Origin of the sequence: Parapedobacter composti (assembly GCF_900112315.1) — a bacterium.
GTDB lineage: Bacteria > Bacteroidota > Bacteroidia > Sphingobacteriales > Sphingobacteriaceae > Parapedobacter > Parapedobacter composti.
The window spans coordinates 17,861-37,494 of the sequence record NZ_FOLL01000018.1; the positions used below are offsets into that span (position 1 = coordinate 17,861).

Sequence of the window (19,634 nt, forward strand, 5' to 3'; positions counted from 1 at the left end):
ATGAAAAAAATCTATACGCACATCGGGATCTGGCTGAGCCTGATGCTTCATGGTTCCCTGGCTTGCGGAACACCTCAAGGGAAAGAGCCCAGCGATGAGGTCGTTGCCCACATAACAGCAGTCGATGCCCTTGAGCGGCAGATTAGCACCGACTCGAAACGAAAGGAAGGGGATCGGTATGTCGGGTTGTTTTATTTCACCTGGCTGGGGCAGCACCGAGGCGGACAGCAGGGTATATTTGATATTTCCGTACTGAGTAAAACCAACAGGAGCGCACTTTTCAACCGGTCGGGTACACCGGAAAGTCCGTTAGGCCAGTATCATTTCTGGGGCGAGCCGCTCTATGGTTATTATGATAGTTCGGATCCATGGGTAATTACACGCCACATCGAGTTATTGACGATGGCGGGAATCGACTATGTGCTGCTGGACGCAACTAACAGTTTTTATTACCCTGAGGTGGTGACCAAGCTGCTGGATCGACTGCTTGAATTTAAAGCACAGGGATGGCCGGTGCCTGCCGTTGGATTTTACACCAATTCCCATTCAGGATCAACCGTGAAACGTATTTTTGAACATTTCTATCGCGACGGCAGGTATGCCGACGCTTGGTTCAAACCCTGCGGTAAGCCGTTGATAATCGGGATCACGCCACACAATAAGGGCGCTTCCGACCAGACCGTCGGCGGGAGTTTCACAGACTTCGTTTCAGAAGAGTTGGCCGATTTATTCGATGTCAGGGAGTCGCAATGGCCCACTGGTCATTACCATGCACAGGCATTCCCTTGGATCAGTTGGGATTACCCGCAGCGCATCCATCAAGGCGTAGTGTCTGTTTCTGTGGCGCAGCACTCGCCGGTTAATATCGTTTTTTCAGATACCGTCCATACCCGGGGAAGAGGTTACGACGCAATCCGGAAGCGGAATATGTTGTCGGGTATCCCGTCCGGTTTAAACTTTCAACAGCAATGGGAAACGGTATTTTCAAGGGAGCGGCAGATCGAAAATGTCTTCGTAACCGGTTGGAACGAATGGATTGCGATAAAAAGCGCGGATGCTGAAAAGGTATTTTTCGTAGATAGTTACAACGAGGAGTTCTCCAGAGACATCGAAATGATGAAAGAGGGATACGGCGACAATTATTATTTGCAATTGATCGCGAATGTGAAGCGCTTTAAATATGCTGCCGGCGATAGGAGGCGTTCGGTATTGAAAACAATCGATATCTTGGATGTTGACGAAACACAATGGGAAGGGGTAACGGCACATTTTAGGGATTTCGAAGGCGATGCCTTACCGCGGAACTATCCTGATTTTTCGGGAACAGGTGTTTATCGTGATACGAGCAATCGCAACGATATTACCGACATCAAAGTCGCGAACGACGACAGGAATGTTTATGTTTACATTCGAACGAAAGCGCCGATCAGCACATACAATGGAACGGACATGAATTGGATGAATGTTTTTATCGGGACAGATGACGGTAGCGGGGAGGACTTCGGCGGGTTTAACTATGTGATTAACCGTTTTCCCAAAGCCGACCATACCACCTCGGTGGAGCGGTCCAAAGGAGGCTATGACTGGACGCGCAGCGGGGTTGCGCAATACCGGGTTTCGGGAGCTGTGATGCAACTTTCGATTCCACGCTCTTCCCTGGGCCTGACGGCAGAACGGACGGCCTTCCGCATCAAGGTAGCCGACAATGTCACTAAACAGGAGGATATCATGGATTATTACGTTTCTGGAGACAGCGCACCGATCGGCCGCTTGGCTTACGCTTATACTAATTAAATCCGAATGATCATGCAAAGCAGGAAAAAAGCCAACCGATTGCCGCTGCTGCTGTTCGCCGCTGCGGGCTTGGCCGTGACCAATCTGCGTGCCCAGGAGTTCTCGGGCGTGGTGGTCGACAGCCTTTCCAACGGAAACATATACCGGATAGTGGCCTGGAATGAAAGCAAACGGGATTCAGCGGTTTACCATGTTTTTGTGCCGGACGGAATCAAAGCCCTTCGGGGCGTATTCATCCATCAACATGGATGTGGGATGGAAGGCAGGGGAGCTGCCGCTGCGTACGATATCCAATATCAGGCGTTCGGGAAAAAGTGGGGCTTAGCTATTGTCGGCCCGGATTTGTATTACGAATCCGGATGCTATACCTGGCGCGAGCCAAACTCGGGGTCTGCGCAATCGCTGATGGGGTCATTGAGACAAGTCGGTGAGGTCTCCGGCTATCGGGAACTATCCGGTGTTCCCTGGCTATTGTGGGGACACTCCGGTGGTGGGTATTGGACGATTGCGATGCTACGGGAATTTCCGGAGCGTGTGCTCGCCGCATTTTGCTATTCACCGGTCTATAACGCCCAATGGGACTATCCGGAGCATGCGCTCCAGGTTCCCTTGATGATCCGCCACGCAGGAGCATCGGATCTCGACCGGTCTTGGGAAGCATCGGTAAACATCTTTAAGAAGATGAGAAAGGCAGGGGGATTGGTGAGCATAGCGTATACGCCCTATCAGAGCCATAACCACGCCTTCGTGAGGCATATGGCGATCCCGTTTTACGAAGCGGTATTAGCGCAGCGGTTACCCATGGGCGAGAACGCCGCGGAACTGGGCCTGAACGACATGGATTTGTCGCGCGGATGGTTGGGCGATAACAAACACATCAATACGTATAGCAGCGGGGACTACGCAGGAGACCCCCTACAGTTATCCTGGTTGCCCGATTCGGCAACGGCAGCCAAGTGGAAGGAATATGTCATCACAGGAGATGTCATCGACCGAACGCCTCCCCCTGCGCCATACGATGTAAAAGCCAAACGCATCCATAATCGGGAGGTTGAGCTATCGTGGCGTGCCGATGCCGATGTGGAATCCGGTATCAAGCAATTTTGCATTTATGACGGCGAACAGCTCATTGCACGATTTCCTGAGCAGGATGTCTATCAACGATTTGATACGAATGGCGACAACGCTATCGGTTTTACCGCTTTAGCTGAAATGCGTGTGGTTTTGACGTTGGCCGAATCCTCTGATGCAAACTTGAGGGTGAGTACGGTTAACCATGCGGGGCTGCATTCGACCCGGACAAGCTTAACCGAACACGTTGTTCCGAAATAAAAACACGCTTATCGAATAGAAATGTTAATCAGGTATTACTTTTATTTTCTTTGCATATCAGGGAGTTTGATCCTGACCGCTTGTGTTAACCGCAGTGCTTTGCGCGTGACGGATCTTACGGTTGGCGGAAGGACGGCTCCGATTGGTTTAGACGACCGAACCCCCGGCTTGGGCTGGATGATGCACATCGAGCAGCAACGCAATATCCGGCAGACCGCCTACCGGATTCTGGTGGGCACATCGGAAACACTGGTCGAACAAGGGGTAGGCAATGTATGGGATAGTGGCCGCGTCCTCTCGGAAGCGAGTTTCGGGGTGCCATTCGGTGGCGACAGTTTAGAGAGTTATGCCGACTATTATTGGAAGGTACAGGTATGGACAAATCAGGGGGATTCAGCATCCAGCGAAGTCGGCCATTGGCGGATGGGGATCTTAGATAAACGGGAATGGAAGGCGCAATGGATTGGCTTGGATACCGTCAGCGAGCAGGATGCCCCGCATCGTACGCAAACACGTTTGGCGGCGAGGTACCTACGCAAGGAAGTTGCTCTCACGAAACCGGTTGCCAAGGCCACGGTGGTCGTCAGCGGGCTTGGCTTGTACGAGTTGCAAATCAATGGACAGAAGGTCGGTGATGATGTCCTTTCCCCCACGCTGACTGACTATGCAAGGCAGGTGCCTTATAACACCTATGACGTAAGGCATCTGCTGGATACGGGAACGAACGCAATCGGCGTGATCCTCGGTAATGGCCGGTTTTTTCACCTGCGTGATTTTCAGGGTGGCCCCAATCCGGTAACCGGCATCGCACACGTTAATTACGGTTATCCCCGGTTGCTCTTGCAACTGATGATACAATATGCCGACGGGACGGAAACGCTCGTGGTTACCGACCCGTCCTGGAAAGTGACGGATAAGGGCCCGATACGAGCCAATAATGAGTATGATGGGGAAGAATTCGATGCTCGAATGGAGCTGGACGGCTGGTCGGAGCGCGGCTACGATGATGGACATTGGGCGGTTGCGGATGTGATGGAAGCTCCTGAAGGAACGCTTATGGCACAGGCCAATGAGAACATCCGCATCAAGGAGACTGTCGTGCCGGAAGCAATCCGGGAAACAGGACGAGGCACTTACCTGCTGGATATGGGGCAGAACATGGTGGGCTGGTTACGCATTCAAGTTAGAGGCAACGCAGGAGACACCGTAACCATGCGTTTTGCTGAACGCCTTAGTGACTCAACGACCTTATACCTTGATAACCTGCGCGATGCAAGGGTAACAGATACGTATGTGTTGAAAGGGGGTGGGGTGGAAACTTGGCAACCCCGGTTTACGTATCATGGGTTCCGGTATGTGGAGCTAGCGGGGCTTTCCTATGAGCCGGTAATAACTGATTTCGAAGGACAGGTGGTATATGATGATGTCGCAACAATAGGCTCGTTTGAAACGTCCGATACAACGATTAATCAGGTATTCAATAACGCATATTGGTCTATACGGGGCAATTACAGGGGGATTCCAACGGACTGCCCGCAACGTGACGAACGGGTTGCCTGGTTGGGTGATCGTTTGATGAGTTCGTACGGGGAAAGCTTTGTGTTTGACAACTCCAGGATTTACCGTAAATGGATGGGCGATACCCAGGCGGCCCAGGACAGTAACGGAAGCCTACCGGATATCGTGCCGGAATACTGGCTGAAGCGAACCGACAACATCACCTATCCCAGTGCGTTCATTATCATACCCCACATGCTCCGAAAGCAATTTGGCGATGAAGAAACCTTCCGTACCTACTATCCTGATATGAAAAAATGGCTGGCGTACATGTGGGAGAAATATCGGGAAGGGGACCTGATCTTAAGGGATACGTATGGCGACTGGTGTGTGCCTCCCGAGGAAGGTACGGAAGAAATCTGGACCAGCGACCCGGCAAAAACCACAGACGGCGGTTTACTGGCGTCCGCCTACCATTACTATTGCCTTACATTGATGGAAGAATTTGCGGCGCTACAGGGGCTGGATGGCGATGTGGCTTATTTCGCCGGACTCCGTGAACGTGTGGCGCGCGCGTTCAACCGGAAGTTTTTTAACGAACAAGGGGGGTACTACGGTAACAACACTACGACCGCCAATCTGTTACCGTTGACATTTGGACTTGTTCCGGAAGGAAGGCAGGCAGCCGTTTTCCAACAGATCGTAGGCCGCTTGGCAGCCCATGGCTACCATGTCAACTCCGGTATCATGGGCATGATGTGGTTTATGCGGGGGTTGACCGACCACGGGCGTGCTGATTTAGCCTATGCAATTGCCTCGAAACGGACGTATCCCAGCTGGGGCTATATGGTGGAGAACGGTGCTACGACAATCTGGGAATTATGGAACGGAAATACCGCTCACCCTCTAATGAACTCCTGGAACCATCAGATGCTGCTTGGCGATCTGTTGATCTGGTATTTTGAGTATCTGGCCGGCATCCAATCCGATACCAATCAGGTGGCCTTCAAGCGCGTGGTCATGAAACCTGTTTTTCCTGAAGGGCTGCATGAGGTCAAAGCATCCTACCGTTCGAAATTCGGCGTCATCAAAAGCCATTGGAAGCGGGATGCCGAAAAGCTCCGTTGGTCGATTGAGGTTCCTCCCAACAGTTCGGCCTTGGTCGGTATTCCGGCTGGTGATGCCGGATCCATTAATGAGGGAGGCAGGCCGTTGTCTGAAGTGGCGGATGTACTGGTTAAAGGGGTTGAAGACGGTCGTGTATTGTTGGAAATCGGATCGGGGTCGTATCAATTCCAAGCTGATCTGCATTGAAGGAAGCGTTTGTTAAAATATACGAGAATAGGAACATATGAGAGGTTTGATTTTTTTGGTAGCCTGTTGTTTGGTTAAGGGAGCATTTGCGCAGCCACATGTGAATATTGTACCCCAGCCCGCGTCTATTCAGGGCGGCAATGATGTGATACAGTTCGACCGGAGCGTGCAGGTTTATCTTGATCCTTCGTCTGGTATCGACGAAAGCTATGCCGGGGAACTGCTGACCGAGATGGGATTTGAGGTGGTTTGGGTAGGGGATAGGCGGCAAGCAGGTATTCGACTACTGCGGAAGGGTAGGCGCGACGATGAATCCTATCGACTCCTTATCGGTAGCGGTAAGATGAACAACACAGTCATCGCGCAAGCCGGTGGAAAGCGTGGACTGTTGCATGCGCTGCAAACCCTGCGCCAGATGGTGGCGGCCGGATCTGACGGTCATCTGCTGTTGCCCATTTGTCAGATCGAGGATAGACCCGCATTTCCGTGGCGGGCTTATATGCTGGATGAATCCCGCCACTTCCACGGCAAAGCGGTTGTAAAAGGCTTGCTGGATGAAATGGCACGCCTAAAATTGAACACATTTCATTGGCATTTGGTGGATGACCCCGCTTGGCGCCTTGAAATCAAGAAATACCCCCTGCTTACCGAGGTCGCTTCGAAAGGCGACTACGGTCATATGATGAAATACACTAATTCCGAACACCGGTGGGATAGCCTGTTCGTGGAGCCCGACGCCCAATTCTATACACAGGAAGATATCCGGGAAATCGTTAGCTACGCTGCCGTACGCGGTATTTCAATCGTTCCGGAGATTGAAGTGCCCGGCCATGCCACGGCTTCCATATATGCCTACCCTTGGTTGGGTGCCAGCAGCAAGCATATGGAAAAAGGTGTGCATGGCGACTTGTACGATGTGACAGACCCCAAAGTCGAGCAGTTTTTACACGATGTGCTTGATGAGGTGGTCGAGCTGTTTCCGGCCGGCGTCATCCATATCGGAGGGGATGAGGCAAATTACACACATTGGAAAAATTCAAAAGAAATCAATGCGTTTATGCAAGCCAATAATATTCCCACCTATGCGGACCTGCAGGTATGGGCGATTAATCGGATGTCCGATTACATAGCCGGCAAAGGATACCGGATGATTGGCTGGAATGAGATTACTGGTGACAATATCCGCGGTGAAGCGCATGTCGAAGCCGGTCGTTCCGAAAACCTTGCGGAGGGCACAATCGTACAGTTCTGGGATGGGGACGTCAGTTTGATCAATAAGGCCATCGACAGAGGCTACGATGTGGTCAACTCAAATAGGCACTTTACGTATCTCGACTATTCATATGAAACCACCCCGTTTGAAAAGGCGTATGCGTTCAATCCGGTCCCCGACGGTGTGGCTGAACGCGACAAGAAAAAAGTCCTCGGACTGGGTTGCCAGATGTGGGGAGAATTCATCCCGACGTCAGAACGCTTATATTACCAGACCTTTCCCCGAATCGCTGCGTTTGCCGAAGTAGGATGGGTAGCGCAGGATAGGAAAACGACCTACCAAGCATTTCGTAAGCGGTTGACCGAAATAGAAAAGTTATGGGAAAAAAAGGGATATATCCAACACCAGCGGGGGCTATATTGATGGGATATCAACGCAGGCTATTGTTTGTCTGTTGCCTGTGGGTATACGGTGCCGCATTTGCATGTTCATATGGACAGCCTTTGGAGCCTACCGGCATACTTTTTCATCAGGTGCTGAATGCAAATCACCGGTGCGAGGAGTTGGTAACTGAGGGAGGTGTACTACACTATACACAGCAGGGGCTTCATCTCACAAAACGAGATCAATGGGTCAAATTGAATCGTTATTATGCGTTGGCAAAACGTGCTATCCGCTATCAAGTTCGTCTTGCGGCCGACACGAAAGCTATTTTTCAGAGCGACCAAGGCGACTTCCAGGCGGTGGTCGATATGAAGGGGCAGCGGATTTATATCGGTACGGATCCGATAACAACCGAAGAGGCGCGTTTCCTGAACCCGAACCATGACTACATCGTTGAAATCCACCGTGATTATCAAGCTTCGACCCTGAAGGTTATCGATTTGCATACCGGCGATTCGGCCCGGTTGTCTGCTACAATGGACGGTACAGGTGGTGTGGGCAGGGGGGCAAAGGGAAAAGGTTTTTTCGTCGGACTTCAACACGACTACTATCGCTTTGGCGTGGCGGCCGGATCGGGTTTTGTGGTTAGGCAAATCACCGTGTTTTCCAAGCAGTCTGATTTGTCGCTATTGATTTATGGCGACTCCATTACCGAACCGGAAGGCTACTTCCCAACAGCGGACTTTCCGCAATCCTGGACGCAATTGGTGATTCATGCCATCAACGGAAAGGCTATGTCCAGTGGGCGTGGGGGCACGACGATTCAGGAAGTACTGGAGCGCATCAAGAATGAACTGCCGTACCTCAAAGCTAAATATGTGATGGTAACCATCGGTACTAATGGCGGCAATACGGAAGAAAACCTCAGTGAACTTGTCGAATATATCCTGTCGCAGGGATCCATTCCTATTTTGAATAATATACCGGCTAACGAAAGTGGTACGCAGGTTGCCGTCAACGCGGTTATTGAAAAGATACGGCAGAAATATGGCATTAAAGGTTGCAGGTTTGACTTAGCTACCTCCGTTGATTATGACGGTAAGGAGGTGGACAAAAGTACCATGTACCTCGAGGATTACGATTGGGGTCAAATTTACCATCATCCTAATGTCAAGGGGTCAAGGCTGATGTATTTGCGGACGTTGATTGATGTGCCGGAGATTTATCATAGCGGAGCGGAATAAGGGTATTATTCCCTGAGCCGCGCTTCAAGCAGGAATTTCGGTGGGAGTTTACTCTCGTTAACAGAAAAACCGCTTCTATGTGCTATAGAAGCGGTTTTAATGTACTCGGAGCGGGAATCGAACCCGCACTCGCTTTAGGGCGAACAGGATTTTAAGTCCTGCGTGTCTACCAGTTCCACCATCCGAGCATGGTTGTTTTGTGCAGGCTTTTAAGCCCTCCGTGTCTACAGTTCCACCACTCATGCTGATGATGATCAAGCTCGGCTTTTTTTCAGACTGCAAATATAGCGTGTTTTGCTCATCTGCAAAGGTATTTTCTCTTTTTTTTGATTCGGTCCGTTCGGCTCCGTCTCCGCGCTGCGCCCGGTTACTCCTTGTTCGTGGTCCGTTGCTTTGCCTTATCCGTCAGTGCCATGCTTCCCCGTCGGGTAATGCGCTTTATATTATCCACATACCGGAAGCGCAGGGCGCTCCAATCTTCATCGATAGCCACTTGGCGGACAGGTTCAAGGTCGTATTGTCCCAAGCTCTTCCAACCCGTATCGCGGTTGAAATCACAGGTATACCTCTTGGAGGTGCCTTTCGGGTAACAGAACCACAGGACCGCGTCCGCTTCAAGCTTCGTCGCAAGCTGGGCGATGATGCTATCGATTTCCGTTTGTTTGGTTACAAAAACAATGGCAAAGGGAACGCTTGCCGCTTGGTTCACGTCGGTAAAAACCACCGCCGTTGATGCCATGTCATCCAGTTCCGCCTGGAAACTGGCCGGATGATTAAGAGCCAGGATGGATTTGTGATCCTTGAAATTCAGCTTTTTGAATAGCGGGTTCATGGACAGTCTATTTCATTGATTACGATTGTTTAATAATGCGAATTTAACTATTTACACAACAAGTCGGATCTCCGGAGTCAGTTAAACCTGCTTTTTAGAAAACATTATGGCAATGGCCATCAAACAACATGTTTTTCGCAGTTTTTAAGATAAGCGTTGTCCATATCAGCCCCTATGCCGGTTGCGTCATCAGTAACTAACCCATAACCTTGATGATACTGGGCACCGCCTACTACAGGGTCTTCAAGTAGTCCCAGTAATGGGCTATCCAAATCGAAAAAGCGGATGTTTGGCGATGCGTAGGCTAAATGTAGATTGGCTGTGAGGGCAAATCTGCTTTCCAGCATACCGCCGATCATACAAGCCATCCCCGCATCCGCACAAACTTTCAGGATATTTAATGCTTCCGACAATCCACCGCACTTGGCCAGCTTAATATTGATGTAGTCACAACTTCCGGTTCTTATTAGCCGCCTGGCATCGTGCGCGGTGTAGCAACTTTCGTCTGCCATGATAGGAATGCTAGTTTTGCTGCGTAGAGCCGGCAACAGGTCATCGTCCCAACTGCCCATGGGTTGTTCGCAGAACGCTATGTCGTATTGTGCTAAACCCGTAAGGGCCTTCACGGCAGCGTCGAAATCCCATCCCTGGTTTGCGTCTATTCGGATGCTGACGGCTGGGCCTACGGCCTGCCGGATAGTGGCGATGCGTTGTATATCATCCGATGGTCTTTTGCCCAGCTTTATTTTCAAGTGCTGTGCACCTTGGACCACATAGCTTGCCGCTTTGGCCGCCATAGTCTCCTTGTCGGCTATACCCACGGTAATATCGGTATGGATGTCCCTTTTTACCTTACCTGAGTTACCTAAGTAGGCGTACAGGGGCAGGCCAGCCGCTTTTGCGGAAAGATCATGCAGGGCCATGTCAAAAGCACTCTTGATGGTGTAGTTTCGGGCACAGTAATGGTGCAGTTCTTGAAGGCGGGAAGCGATAGGGGCGACGGGTTTGTTTTTCCATAACCGGGCAAAGTCCTTAGCGAGGGTTATACAGGTGTCCTGGGTTTCGCCCACGATAACCGGAAACGCCGAACATTCACCTGCGCCGTAGATCCCTTCATCGGTATGTATGCGGATAAACACGTTTTGCGCGTAGTTCATGGTACCCGTTGCTATGGTGAAAGGTTCCATCGGTATGTTTAACCGATAGATCTCAGTATGTGTGATTCGCATATAGGAAACGTTATTGGGTTGGTTCAACAACAGCTGATAGATCCTGCGCTTTGGAAATGGAAAGCGCCTCATTAACAAGGTCAACGAAGAATTTTTGCACGTCAATGCCCGCAGCCCTGAGCTGTTTAGGGATGAAACTTTGGTCGGTCTGTCCGGGTATGGTGTTGATTTCCAGAAAATGGATATGTCCGGTGGTGGCCTGGAGAATAAAGTCAATCCTTACAACACCAAAACACGCTAAGCGTGTGAAAATACGTTTTGCCGACCGTTCAACCAGGGCAGCCTCGTCGGGTGACAGCCGAGCGGGTGTAATTTCAATCGTATTGGCGGATTGATATTTGGTCTCGAAATCGAAAAATTCAGCTTGGATGACAACCTCGGAGGGCGGAAGCACCGAGATTTCGTTTTGAGAACGGAAGACACCTACGGAAATCTCTCGTCCGTCTATGAACTCCTCCACAAGGATCTGTTGGCCAACGTCTTCCGTAAAGGCCTTGTCCAATGCAGGCGTAAGCTCGTGCTCATTTTTAACCTTGGAGAGCCCTATGCTGCTTCCGCCATTGTTAGGCTTCACAAACAAAGGAAACCGGAGCCGGGCCGCTGATATCTCTTGTTCAGCGCTTTTACGGTTTGTGAGCAACACGGATTTTGCCAAATGCAATTCCGGAAGGTCAGCAACTATCGCTTTTGTAAAATATTTGTTCATGGTGACCGAGGCTGTTAGTTGCCGGCACGAGGTGTACGGAATATTCAATAAATCAAAATAAGCCTGCAAACGTCCGTCTTCGCCCGGTGAACCGTGGATGCAGATAAATATGACGTCAAACAAAATCTTTTGCCCCTGCAACGCAATGGAGAAATCGCTTTTTTCTACTTCAATACGACGCTGATCACCCGTAAGGTAATGCCAACTATCCGGTGTGATATAAATCGTATACACGTCAAATTCGGCAGACAGCTGTGTCGCAACGTTTGATGCACTTTTTACGGATATGGGGTATTCGCTGGTATATCCACCAGTAAGTAATGCAACTTTTTTCTTGGTCTTTCTCATCGGTTATTACTTTTTGTACAAAAGTAAACTGGTGTTACGGCGGCAGGTGTGCATCGATTATTGGGTTATAATCAATTCTTATTCAGTGTCACGACGAACCTGAAGTAGGCAAAGCGGTAAAAAATTCGTATAATCGTATAATCTGATGGAAATCCATGGTAAAGGCAACGGTTTTTAATCGTTGCTGGTTAGTATGCCGTTGTTTTTGTGATATGGTGTTCGTAAATTCGAACCGTCAAACAGAGATGTCACGCGGATGACATTCGACCAATTTTGACCAACATTTGAGGCAGGGTTGAATTTTAAAGCAATGCAAGATGAAGATTCTCCATCAAATGACGATGTATGACCCTGATGAGCAGTCTATCGTTTTCCAGGACACTTATCCTGTTCCTTATTTACATTGGCATCGAGAGATGCAGGTTATCTGGGTTAAGGAGGGACATGGAACTTCTATCATAGGTAACCACATTCAGGCTTTCAAGCCCGATGAAATCTATATTGTCGGCGCTAATCAGCCCCACCTGTTCAAGGCATCAGACGGCAACCAGCGAAGTATCCGGTTGATATGCCTGTATATCGATCACCATAAAACTCTTTCGGGCGTGCAGCAGCAGGTGCCGGAATTAGGGGCACTGGTGGATTTTCTCCAGATGGCAGACAATGGCTTGCAGGTGCCTGACGAATGCGTGCAGGCGGTAGGGCAAGACATCATGAAAGTAAAGTCCAGAAAAGGGTTTGACCGTTTTGTTTATTTTCTCAAGTTTGTCAAAACACTGATAGACATTGGCAGTTGGCACGAATGGACACCGCTTTCGTCGGTGCTTAGCGCCTATACCATGGATGTCTCGGATCGGCTTGATCTCATCTACCGGTATACGCTGGACCATTACATGAACGAAATTACGCTGGAAGAAATAGCGTCCGTAGCCTGTATGACGCCTAATGCGTTTTGTTCGTACTTCAAGAAGTATACACGGAAAACCTATTTTGCATTCCTCAATGATTTGCGCGTTTCCGAAGCCTGTAAGAAATTACTCAATGGCGAATACCACACAATTTCTGCGGTAGCCTATGCTTCTGGTTTCGTTAATACCATAACGTTCAACCGGGTATTCCGCAAGGCGATGGCAATGACCCCAAGCGAGTATGTTGAGCGGTTCAAACCCAAGCAAAAGGCGGTAGCTCCGTTTTCTGCGGATGCTTTTTTTTAATCGGTTTTGCAATGATTAAAATTTGATTATACCCGGATAATTCATGTAACGGGTGGGGGTGGATAACCGCTAACTTTGCGTGGTATCACTACATGCGTGTCTTTTATTCGGATATCATGAATAATCAAATTACTTTGCCGTTTAAGTTGCTGTTACTTTGGTTGTTATGCTCCAGTCTTCTGGCTTGGGGCCAGCAGAGGGCGGCGGCTACGGTGCCCATTCAAGCGGTCGATGAAGTTATGGCTGATTTCATGACCAAATATAACGTGCCAGGAGCCGTTGTGGCAATTAGTAAAGATGAACAGCTGGTATATGCTAAGGGATATGGTTATGCAGATACGGCCCGAAAGGAAAAAATGAGCCCGGGCTACCTGTTCCGGATAGCAAGTATTTCAAAACCTATCACCGCCATAGCCATCTTAAAGCTGGTGGAAGAGCGACGGCTTTCACTCGACCAACGGGTGTTTGGATCGGATGGGATACTTGGTACCCGGTATGGCACTGCACCATATGCCAAGGATATATTTGCTATTACCGTCAGGCATCTGCTACAGCACACGTGTGGGGGGTGGGGTAATAAGAATGGAAAAGATCCCATGTTTTTGCATCCAACGTGGCCCGTGGATAAACTCATCAGTTATACGCTGGATAGCATTCCGCTTGAGTACACTCCGGGCGAACGGTATATATACTCCAATTTTGGTTATTGCCTCTTAGGGCGGATTATCGAAACGGTGACAATGCAGACGTATGAAAACTATGTGAAAAATTCGGTCTTAACCCGATTGGGAATCAAGAGTATGCGGATAGGAGGCAATACGCTGGCCGACCGTGTTCCCGGGGAAACCCTATATTACGGGCAGCAACCGGGCGGGCTGCATCCTTACATTTACAACATTTCCCGGATGGACGCACATGGAGGATGGTTGGCATCGGCTGAAGATTTAATGACCTTAATGGCGCACGTGGATGGTTTTTCCAACAAGCCGGATATATTGAGCGATGAAACTATCCAGTTGATGACAACCGTAGCCAATGCCACGGATAACACCACCTACGCCTATGGATGGCGGGTGGATGGCGATGGCAATTGGTGGCATAGTGGTTCACTTCCCGGCACCGGGACACACCTGAAGAGGATGGCCAATGGGTTCAATTGGACGGTATTAACCAACACCCGCGTGACCGGTGGTGATTTCTTTACGGACTTGGAGAAGGTATTGACCACGGTGGTTTCCGATACTACAATCGTCTGGCCCAACCCTCAGGAGTTTTAAGGCATAGAGTTTTTTATCATGAAATACGAAGTGTTATTGTCTTTGGTATGGCTATTAGCCTCATGCGGGGAATTGTCTAAGCGTAAGGCGGATCCCATCGTCGTGGACGCGCATAACGATGTATTGTCCGGCACCGTATTGAAGGGCTTTGATATCTCCGTTCTGCTGGACACAGGAAATACGGATTTTGTCCGGTTGAAAGCAGGCGGAGTGGGATTACAGATCTTTGCGGTGTTTGGCGACCAGCGTTATACCGGTAGCCAGGGTTTTAGTTTTGCAAACCGGCAAATCGACTCGCTTTATGCCCTTGCACGCCGCCATCGTGATAAAATTGGGGTCGCACATACGGTGCTACAGGCAAAAGAAATGATTGCCGAGGGCAGGATAGCGGGCATGGTCGGCCTGGAGGGGGGGCACATGATGGGCGACGATCTGGATAACCTTGATAGTCTGGCCAAACGCGGGGTCGTTTACATGACCCTCACCTGGAATAACAGCAACACTTGGGCCACATCGTCTGCCGACGAAGAGGACGCTGGCAAGCAACTGGAATGGAAGGGATTGACTGATTTCGGGAAGCAGGTGGTGCGGCGGATGAACAAGCTGGGCATGGCGGTAGATGTATCCCATGCGGGCGAAAAAACGTTTTATGACGTGATAGCGGTGTCTAAGCTGCCAATCCTGGCTTCTCACTCCAACGCCCGGGCCTTGTGCAATGTGCACCGCAATTTAACCGACCATCAGATTAGCGCTATTGCCAAAACGGGAGGAGTAGTGTGCGTAACGTTTTACGCGCCGTTTTTGGACGATACTTATAACCAACGTATTGAGAAAGCCATGCAACGGTATCCCCTTGTGGTGGATTCCCTGAAAGCGGCCGGATATGACTCCCATGATCGGCTGACGGCTGCTTTGTTGTCGGTCAAGCCCGACCTGGGCGATGAATTGAGGCCGCCCATCGGCCGCGTAGTGGATCACATCGACCACATTGTGTCGGTCGCGGGCATAGACCATGTTGGCATCGGGAGCGATTATTTCGGGCTGGCTACTTTCCCTTACCCCGATGGGTTACGAGACGTGACCGGATATCCTCGGCTTGCCCAAGCACTGGCAGACCGAGGCTATTCCAGTGAAGACGTAACTAAAATTTTGGGGGCTAATGTGCTAAGGGTGCTCCAAGATAACATTCAGGCTAAAACTCGATAAGATGAACAATATGTTGGTATTATTGGAACACGGGACGCTGGCTCATACACTTGCCCGGATGCTGGCGATGGTTTTGCTGCTAAATACGGCCGTGGCTCAGTCAGGTAAACCGCATACCGCTGCGATGCCCGAAGGTTTTGATCAATATGTGCAACAGGTGCTGGAAGCATTCGGGGTGCCGGGCGTGAGCATATCCGTGGTGAAAGACGGCGAAGTCTTATTGGCGAAAGGGTATGGCGTAAAAGTGCTGGATAAGCCGGATCCGGTGGACGACCGTACGCTGTTTTGCATCGCCAGCAACTCAAAAGCCTTTACTGCTACGCTGTTAGCACTCTTAGTAGAGGAGGGTAAGATCGGTTGGGACGATTTGGTAATTGACCATTTACCTTGGTTTAAGATGGCCGATCCGTATGTTACCAATCATCTTACGATTGAGGATTTGCTGGTGCACAGAAGTGGACTAGGCTTGGGAGCGGGAGATCTTCTTCAGTTTCCGCCCACAACTTACTCCGCAAGAGAGATTGTTGAGCGGTTGAAATATATTCCGTTAGCTACGAGTTTCCGGCAGGCTTATGCATATGATAATATCCTTTATGTCGTAGCAGGTGAATTGATCCGGGAAATAACTGGGAAATCCTGGGAGGAAAATGTGGAATCCCGTATTTTCCAGCCATTGGGGATGAGCGGGAGTATCGCCCGTATTTCTGAATTGATGAAGCAGCCCAACATCGCTCATCCGCATACGCCGGTGGAGGGTGTGGTGGCCGTCGGCCGGAATTTTCCGGATATCCGGATGGGCGATGCATCTAATGCGGCTGGAGGGATCTCATCGAATGCCCGTGATATGGCGGCATGGCTGAAATTCCAGCTGGATTCCGGGATGTCACCGAGCGGGAAGCGGTTGCTGCCACCGGCTGCTATTGAGCGGCTGTGGACTATCGTAACGCCCATGCCGCTGTATAAACCGCGCCCGCATCTGGCTCCATTGAAACAACAGTATTCAGGATACGGGCTGGGCTTCCGGATTCATAACTATCGTGATCATCAAATCGTTACGCATACTGGTGGATTGAGTGGTGCATTTTATTCGAGGGTAACCTTAGTACCCCGATTGGGCTTGGGGATAGCCGTATTGACCAACCAGGAGTCCCGCAATGCCTTTGAAGCCATTACTCATCATTTAATGGATAATTTTCTGCAAGTGAAACCAGAGTTTGACTGGTTGGCAGCCCATCAGCAGGAAGAGGATTTGCAAAAAGCACGGGTCGCCACAATCGAATCAGTAGCTCATCAGCAACGCGACAGTTTATCTTCTCCGTCATTGAACTTGCAGGCATATGCTGGCACGTACCGGGATCGCTGGTACGGCGATGTGGTTATTGAGGTTGAAGGGGATAGCCTGGCCATACGGTTTTCGCAAACTCCGGCGTTGGTGGGGCGGCTACGGCATTGGCAGCATAATACATTCGTAGCCTGGTGGGACGACCGTAGCCTGAAATCCGACGCGTTCGTTACGTTTATCATTGGCCCCGAAGGCAAAGTGGACGAGATAAAAATGAAAGCATTTTCACCAGCGGTCAATTTCAGCAGGGATTTTCATGATCTGGAGCTTTTTCCGGTAAAAAATTGACTTCCATTCAATTTTGCAGCTTCCGCATAAAAAAGCGGATTTTCTCGTGCCGATCTGACGGATTATTTCAGGTCCGGGAGGATTGAATTGCCCTGTTTTTAACGAACGCCGGTGTTTTCGAATTGATTAATTTTCGTTTATAGGTGATTAACCCGTGTAATAGGTGGGAAAACATAGTAGTTAACTTTGTCTATCATGATTATGAAAAGAGAATGGTGTAGTCTTTTGCTTATTTTCTGCTTTTATAACGGATGTTGGGCGCAATTCTCCCTGAGTCGGGGCGGGGTTGCTCGGCTGGACAGCGTATTGAGAAGGGATATGGGTAAGCCGGGAGTTGTGCTGGCAATATCATCGGGCAATGAATTGATTTACGAGAAGGCCATGGGATTGGCCAGTCTGGAATGGAATACACCCATGACTTCAGACGCTGTGTTCGAAGCAGGCTCGGTATCCAAGCAGTTTACCGCTGCCACGGTACTCAAACTAATAGAACAAAAGCGCCTTTCGCTCGACGATGATGTGCGGAAATACGTTCCGGAGTTGCCGGACTACGGCGAAGAAATAACCATCCGGCATCTGCTTACGATGACCAGCGGATTGCGGGATTGGAGGAATATCACCTATTTAATGGGAAAGGCTACGTTTGCCTGTGCTTATAGCCAGTCAGACGCGCTAGAGATTATCTGCAGGCAGCGGGAATTGAATTTTGCGCCGGGCACCAAATATTCCTATTCCAACTCCAATTATGATCTCCTAAGCATCATCGTATACCGGATCACCAAGGAGCCGTTCGTGAAGTTTTCAACCCGTGAAGTGCTTGACCCGGTGGGCTTCATGCATGCAAAGTGGAGGGACAATGCGCTGGAAGTTGTCACCAAAAAGGTAGATTCCTATCGCTTCAGCGAAGCAGCGAACCGGTATTTTACGCAAGATCTGTTGGAGCGGACGCACGGTGCGGCTGGTATGTTGGTGACCGCCGCCGACCTCATCAAGTGGAGCAATCACTGGGCATCCGGAAAATTCGGGGAAACCTTGGGAAAATTGCGGGAAACGAGGGGACGACTCATCGATGGGAGTGAAATTGCTTATGCCTACGGAGGGGTGCGGGTGACGAATCTTGGCCGGCTACGGGAGGTCACGCACAGTGGTTTGGTGGCCGGTTACAGGGCTTGGCTGGCTTACTATCCGGAAGCAGAGGTGTCCGTTGCCTGCCTTACCAATGATCGATCGTTCGAGATAGCGAAAGTGCGCAATATCATCGGTGAACTGTTAACCGGAGAAAGGTTGGCGGAGCCAAAATCCCTCGTGGCCATGTCGCCCTCCCAATTGGCTGATCTACGGGGTATCTATAAAGGGGTCGATCACTTTCAGTGCTTCGAAATCAAGACCGATGGCGCGGTGGCTGTTATAGGTAAAGACACATTGGGCGCCATTGCGAAAGACACGTTGGTGTCCGGACATACAACCTATATCCTTAAGCCGGAAGGTACAATCGCGGTACATGCTGCTGATGAAGTGCGTGAATATAAAAAGGTGAATGCGTACAACCCCACTGAAAAGGATCTGAAAGCGTTGGAAGGGCGCTACGTGAATGACGAACTCTCCTTGGATCTCGAGTTGAAGGTTAAAGACGGCAAACTTGTTGCGTACCGGAAAGCGCACGACAGCATGACGCTTAACCCCACTTATGAAGACGGCCATGAAGCAGGATTTTATACGCTTTCAAACGGGTTGCGGGCACTTTTCGCGTTCACCCGAAGTAGGGATGGCCATATGGGACTTACCGTAAGCATTCCGAGAGCAGAACATTTTTCGTTTACCAAACATTAATCAAAATCAATATGAAAAAGACCGTTACCTTAATCTTGAATGCAGCGCTGTGCTGCCTGACGATGTTCCACTTGTCTTCATGTGAAAAAGAGGGGCCTATGGGGCCGGCAGGACCTATCGGTGAAACAGGCCCGCAGGGCGAACAGGGGCCACAGGGAGAGAAAGGAGACACCGGTGGGTTTAGTCCCAAAGTTTACAACTACGAGAACTTTACGGTTCCCGAAGGAGCCTCGGCTTCAAATTACGTGCAGTTGGAAGACCTGTCAAAAGAGGGCTTTGAAAGCAGTGTAATACTGATTTACGCTGCGCGTGGTATCAATTGGATACACCTGCCGGGACCGAGTGTGGGAACGCCGAGGAGAACCTATCGCGTATTCTACACCTTTCCTGAAAATGAAACGCAGACAAGGCTGTACATTGCAAGGGTAGACGGCGGGACGGCAGCCGAAACCTTTGAAAAATTGAGGATTGTGGTCGTACCAGTGCAAGAAATCGGGGGGCTTCAGGCCAGCGGCATAAATCTGAAGGATTACACAACAGTAAGCCATGTGCTGAATTTGAATTGAACTTAGAGAACAGTATCA

General features: G+C 50.0%; 14 protein-coding genes and 1 tRNA gene. 11 read left to right on the top strand and 4 right to left on the bottom strand.

Features of this window, described 5'->3' with window-relative positions:
* The 5 genes from BM030_RS16140 to BM030_RS16160 all read left to right on the top strand — a co-directional run bounded on the left by BM030_RS16140 (position 1) and on the right by BM030_RS16160 (position 8,778).
* Positions 1 to 1,794: a glycoside hydrolase family 71/99 protein gene (locus BM030_RS16140; protein WP_090974646.1), complete on the top strand. Its 1,794-nt coding sequence runs from the start codon at positions 1 to 3 to the stop codon at positions 1,792 to 1,794.
* Positions 1,795 to 1,806: 12 nt separating this feature from the next.
* Complete coding sequence (locus BM030_RS16145) at positions 1,807 to 3,126, top strand: alpha/beta hydrolase family protein (RefSeq protein WP_139215926.1); 1,320 nt, start codon at positions 1,807 to 1,809, stop codon at positions 3,124 to 3,126.
* Positions 3,127 to 3,231: 105 nt separating this feature from the next.
* Positions 3,232 to 5,937, top strand: a complete 2,706-nt coding sequence (locus tag BM030_RS16150) for an alpha-L-rhamnosidase (RefSeq protein ID WP_211657637.1) — start codon at positions 3,232 to 3,234, stop codon at positions 5,935 to 5,937.
* A gap of 37 nt (positions 5,938 to 5,974) precedes the next feature.
* Complete coding sequence (locus BM030_RS16155) at positions 5,975 to 7,573, top strand: beta-N-acetylhexosaminidase (protein ID WP_090974649.1); 1,599 nt, start codon at positions 5,975 to 5,977, stop codon at positions 7,571 to 7,573.
* A complete protein-coding gene (locus BM030_RS16160) occupies positions 7,528 to 8,778 on the top strand; it encodes an SGNH/GDSL hydrolase family protein (protein ID WP_211657638.1) in 1,251 nt (416 codons plus the stop codon). Before BM030_RS16155 ends, BM030_RS16160 begins: the two co-directional genes overlap by 46 nt.
* Positions 8,779 to 8,880: 102 nt before the next feature.
* Here BM030_RS16160 and BM030_RS16165 read toward each other — a convergent pair.
* The 4 genes from BM030_RS16165 to BM030_RS16180 form a co-directional block, all read right to left on the bottom strand.
* Positions 8,881 to 8,966 (bottom strand) — tRNA-Leu (locus BM030_RS16165).
* Positions 8,967 to 9,145: 179 nt separating this feature from the next.
* Positions 9,146 to 9,610: a hypothetical protein gene (locus BM030_RS16170; protein ID WP_090974651.1), complete on the bottom strand. Its 465-nt coding sequence runs from the start codon at positions 9,608 to 9,610 to the stop codon at positions 9,146 to 9,148.
* 119 nt (positions 9,611 to 9,729) lie between these two features.
* Positions 9,730 to 10,839 (bottom strand): mandelate racemase/muconate lactonizing enzyme family protein, encoded by a 1,110-nt coding sequence (locus tag BM030_RS16175; RefSeq protein ID WP_090974698.1) that lies wholly within the window; start codon positions 10,837 to 10,839, stop codon positions 9,730 to 9,732.
* A gap of 10 nt (positions 10,840 to 10,849) precedes the next feature.
* Complete coding sequence (locus BM030_RS16180; RefSeq protein ID WP_090974652.1) at positions 10,850 to 11,893, bottom strand: D-alanine--D-alanine ligase; 1,044 nt, start codon at positions 11,891 to 11,893, stop codon at positions 10,850 to 10,852.
* A 317-nt stretch (positions 11,894 to 12,210) separates the two neighbouring features.
* On the opposite strand from BM030_RS16180, the gene BM030_RS16185 reads away from it, so the two are divergent.
* From BM030_RS16185 to BM030_RS19895, 6 genes are all read left to right on the top strand, one after another.
* Positions 12,211 to 13,107 (top strand): AraC family transcriptional regulator, encoded by an 897-nt coding sequence (locus BM030_RS16185; RefSeq protein ID WP_090974653.1) that lies wholly within the window; start codon positions 12,211 to 12,213, stop codon positions 13,105 to 13,107.
* Between the two features lie 116 nt (positions 13,108 to 13,223).
* On the top strand, positions 13,224 to 14,384 hold the full coding sequence (locus BM030_RS16190; protein ID WP_170845780.1) for a serine hydrolase domain-containing protein: 1,161 nt from the start codon (positions 13,224 to 13,226) through the stop codon (positions 14,382 to 14,384).
* A gap of 18 nt (positions 14,385 to 14,402) precedes the next feature.
* A complete protein-coding gene (locus tag BM030_RS16195; protein ID WP_090974655.1) occupies positions 14,403 to 15,590 on the top strand; it encodes a dipeptidase in 1,188 nt (395 codons plus the stop codon).
* A 1-nt stretch (position 15,591) separates the two neighbouring features.
* Positions 15,592 to 17,220, top strand: coding sequence for a serine hydrolase (locus tag BM030_RS16200; RefSeq protein WP_090974656.1), 1,629 nt, complete (start codon positions 15,592 to 15,594; stop codon positions 17,218 to 17,220).
* 195 nt (positions 17,221 to 17,415) lie between these two features.
* A complete protein-coding gene (locus BM030_RS16205) occupies positions 17,416 to 19,050 on the top strand; it encodes a serine hydrolase domain-containing protein (RefSeq protein ID WP_090974657.1) in 1,635 nt (544 codons plus the stop codon).
* A gap of 11 nt (positions 19,051 to 19,061) precedes the next feature.
* Complete coding sequence (locus tag BM030_RS19895) at positions 19,062 to 19,616, top strand: collagen-like protein (protein ID WP_090974658.1); 555 nt, start codon at positions 19,062 to 19,064, stop codon at positions 19,614 to 19,616.
* The last annotated feature ends 18 nt before the right edge of the window (positions 19,617 to 19,634 follow it).